Annotated in this window: 3 protein-coding genes and 1 pseudogene; 2 read left to right on the top strand and 2 right to left on the bottom strand. The window is 40.8% G+C overall.

From position 1 onward, the window contains the following. Positions 1-145 precede the first annotated feature (145 nt). Both EI164_RS14820 and EI164_RS14825 read left to right on the top strand, forming a co-directional pair. Positions 146-1,642, top strand: a complete 1,497-nt coding sequence (locus EI164_RS14820) for a M16 family metallopeptidase (RefSeq protein WP_192520684.1) — start codon at positions 146-148, stop codon at positions 1,640-1,642. A gap of 60 nt (positions 1,643-1,702) precedes the next feature. Next, the gene (locus tag EI164_RS14825) at positions 1,703-3,259 is read left to right on the top strand and encodes a M16 family metallopeptidase (RefSeq protein ID WP_192520685.1); all 1,557 of its coding nucleotides are present in this window, start codon (positions 1,703-1,705) and stop codon (positions 3,257-3,259) included. A 140-nt stretch (positions 3,260-3,399) separates the two neighbouring features. Here the strand turns inward: EI164_RS14825 and EI164_RS14830 are convergent, their stop codons facing one another. Beyond that, positions 3,400-3,966, bottom strand: a complete 567-nt coding sequence (locus tag EI164_RS14830) for a hypothetical protein (protein WP_192520686.1) — start codon at positions 3,964-3,966, stop codon at positions 3,400-3,402. A gap of 141 nt (positions 3,967-4,107) precedes the next feature. Beyond that, positions 4,108-4,258 (bottom strand): annotated as a pseudogene (locus tag EI164_RS17175) (IS30 family transposase); the annotation flags it as partial.

Here is a 4,258-nt window from a genome sequence, read left to right on the forward strand (position 1 = left end):
GCTGCGTAACTAAAATCTCCCAAGTTTAAGTCTACGGGATTGACGGCAGGGGTCATTCTCTTGTTATAATTAAAGTTGATATACTCACTCATTGGTTGATATACCTTTCATTTACCAGTTGCCATTTATATAAGTAGAACTCAACATGACACAACCTTTACCATCGTCTGCATTCCTACCTAAAACTTCATTACGTATTGCCTGCGCTCTAGCAATGCTAGCTACTCTTGCAGCTTGCCAAACTAACACCATTGATTCGCATCCCTTATCGACTGTTCAGAATCCATCAACCCAAAGCACCGTGGCGCAAGAAAAAACGTCCAATGATGCTCAGCAGTCAGCATTGGCCATAGACATGTCAGGTCGACATGAATACCAATTAGAAAACGGCCTAAAGGTAGTGGTAAAAGAAGATCATCGCGCACCAGTGGTGATGACGCAGATATGGTACAAAGTAGGCTCAACAGATGAACCTGCCAACAAAGGCGGTATCTCGCACCTACTTGAACATATGATGTTTAAAGGTACAACTGATGTATCAAGTGATGACTATGAACGCTTGATTGCTAAATTTGGCGGTGTCAATAATGCGTTTACCAGCTACGATTATACTGGTTATTACGAGCTGTTCCCTGCAAATCGATTCCCTTTAGCGCTTGAGTTAGAAGCCGATCGTATGAAAAACCTATTGTTCAATGATAAAGAGTTTGCCAAAGAACACCAAGTCGTCATGGAAGAACGCCGTCAGCGTACCGATGACAATCCACTCGCAAAAGCGTATGAGTCATTCCGATTGCTCGCATTGCCCGATAGCCCGAAAGGTGAGTCTGTTATCGGCCCCATGAAGGAGATTGAATCAATCACCCTACCAGAATTAAAGGCATGGTATCAAAAGTGGTACGTGCCAAACAATGCAACCTTAGTCATCGTAGGTGATGTTGAGCCAGAAGAAGTCTTGACGCAAGTCAAACGCTATTTCAGTGAGCTAACCCCAAGTAATTTACCGGAACGCCCTAGCATTAGTCAAAAAGGATTCCGTGGCTATCAGCAAGTTGACTCTGAACAAGCCGTACAAGTACCTGTGTTATTGATGGGCTATAACGTACCAAGCCTTGTTACCGCTGGAGCAAGTAACGAAAAACAAGCGTATGCGCTTTCACTGGCTCAGGACGTATTAGATGGTGGACTATCAGCGCGTCTTGAGAGTCGACTCATACGTGAACAAGGTCTACTAACCACGGTTGGCACTTCTTATGACTTGCTAGATCGAGGCGATGGACTTTTCTTAATTCAAGCAACACCGCGTGAAGGCGTTAGCCTAGAACAAGCGCAGCAGGCCATCATCGCTGAGATAGAAAAACTAAAAACTGATCCCATAGCCGCCGACGAAATTAGCCGTGCCAAAACCAATACGGTGACCGGATTGGTCTATGCACAAGATAGTATGGAAGGTCAGGCTCGTATGATTGGCTCCTTACAGTCTATCGGTCTAGATGACAGGTTACTTGCCGAACTACCAACCAAGCTCGATAGCGTATCAATCGCTGATATACAAGCGGCCAGTAAAAAATATTTAGTAAAAGACAATTTGACGGTGATGCATATCATTCCACCTCAAGACCAAGATGATACAAAGAAATAATGCTGAGATGTGAATGTTTAGCCCAATCATACAGATTTTATTATAAATAAGAAGAAAACCATGAATAAGAATAATGACTTGTCGCACATAAGCAAAAAGCCTTTAAATAGTCAATCAACAAGCAACGCATCAACGCTTATAAAACGAGGATGTCTTAGCGCTACTATATTGTTAAGTTTGACAACATTAACAATGACAGCGCAAGCAGATTCAGCAGCTGTTGAAGAATACCATGGCTCCGCCTCAGTCGATACCAGCGCACCTATTGCTGCGTTATCAAAACTAACCAGCTTAGATAATACCAACGATTTAACCGTTACTGTACCTACGATTCAACAATTCAAAACCAAATCAGGTGTACCAGTACGCTTTGTACAAACAACCACCTTACCAATTGTTGATATTGATTTGCGCTTTAACGCTGGTAGTGCCCGTGACAACAGCATCCAGCGAGATGGTTTTGGTATTGCTAACATGACAGCGACCATGCTGACGCAAGGCTCTAAAAGCTTAGATGAAAATCAATTTACCCAAGCCGTTGAAACACTCGGTATTAATTTAAACAGCAGTGCTTACAAGGATATGTTTATCGTCTCGCTACGCAGTTTATCTGACGATAAACACTTGCTACCTGCTATTGATTTAATGACTCAAATGCTCAGCGAACCTGCCTTTGATGATGCTATTTTGGCACGTAACAAAGCCCGATTATTGGTTGGATTACAACAACAAAAACAAGATCCCAACAGCCTTGCTAGCATTGCTTTTAACAAGGCATTATATGGCAAGCATCCTTATGCCCATCAATCAGCTGGCACGCTTGAAAGCGTACCCAACATCAGTAAACAACAGCTGATAGACTTTAAAAACCGCTATCTAGTCGCGGCTAACGCCTCGCTTGCTATGACGGGCAATTTGACATTAGTACAAGCAAAGCAACTTGCTGAAAACATTACCGCTAATCTACCAACAGGTCAGATGGCCACAGAGCTACCTGAACCAAAGCCTATAAATCAAGCCAAGCATATTCACATTCCATTCCCAAGCACCCAAACCACTGTACTCATGGGACAATTGGGAAGTAAACGCGCGACCAATCCAAAAGATCAACAGCAGCAAACCAATTTTGCTGTCGGTAACGAGGTAATGGCTGGCGGGGATTTTAATGCACGGCTGATGACTGAAATTAGACAAAATCTTGGCTACACATACGGTATATCAGGATCTATGAATCCAATGCTCGCAAAAGGTCCCTATCAAATCGGATTTTCGACCCGTAATGATAAAGCTCGTGCTGCCATTGATGCCAGTTTAGAAGTTATTAATGATACTTTAGATGAAGGTATTACTAGTAGCGAAATGCAGCTGACAACAGATAGTCTTAAGAATAGTTTCCCAATGGGGTTTGCAAGTAATGCGGGAATTAATGGACTACTTGGTATGATGAATTTTTATCAGTTACAAGATAACTATCTGACTAATTACGTCAACCGTATTGATCAAGTAAAACTATCAGAGGTCAATCAAACAATGCGCGATACACTAAAGCCTGATGATTTTTTAATTGTCACCGTTGGACAAGATGACCCTTGGAAAGATGACAAGACTAAAAAATAACCCTGTAAAGGTAAAGAGCGATACCAATTGGCATCGCTCTTTACCTTTATTACGCTTAATCGCTACTGCTCTGAATTCTAGCTGTTCTTAGCTTTTTGTGCTAAAAACACTCTCGGCTAGAAAGTAAAAATTGACACACATCAATCGGAAACAGTTACCGCAACGTCATAAACAAGATTTTCGGGCTTATAGGTTGCACCATCGTAAGCCAATCGAATCACATGTTTGTCATAAGACTCTACTTGATAATCACCGTTAGCAAAATTGTGCAATGTTGGTACGATTAATAACGTTTCGATTTGACGGTCATTTACTTTAACTGAAATTTTTTGTCCATCTTGTGGATACAAGAAATAATCACAATAGTCACTTGTCATTACTTCTGCAGTACGCTTAATAACCTGACTATCAACCCCTTTCTGTATTAACTTTGGACAAACATCAGGACGTTCCGAAGCCAGTCTGGCATAAGAATTCTTGATACTTTCTTTAACATTTTCCGCTTCCTGTATATTACTATCGAGGGTGATAGTAGATTGTGCCTCTATCGGAGGTAAATCCTCAGAAGCTTTATCTATATTACAGGCCGTTATTAAAAAAAGAGCTGAACCAAATACAACCATATAGCTGATATTGAACTGAGCAAAGACCTTTTTGGAAGCATTAAAGCGATTTTTTTTCATCGGTACTGACTGCCAGTGTTTCATAAATACTACTTGTAATAGATTTTTTATAAAATAAAATTTAACTCAGATTCAAAAGTTCACATTACAATCAACCACTTACTTATCTAAAAAAATTAAATATGGTTCTTTTATCTTACTTAGATTAACACACCAAGTGCAACGCTAATTAATATTATAGAACGCCTGCATAGGCGTCTTAAACCCTAATCGTTTTCTTGGTCTGTTGTTTAATTTGTTCTCAATGTCCTGCATCTCATCATCAGAGACTTGTCTAAAGTCACAACCCTTAGGCAAGTACTCTCTGATAAGGCCG

This window comes from Psychrobacter sp. FME13, from assembly GCF_014861395.1.
Taxonomy (GTDB): Bacteria; Pseudomonadota; Gammaproteobacteria; order Pseudomonadales; family Moraxellaceae; genus Psychrobacter.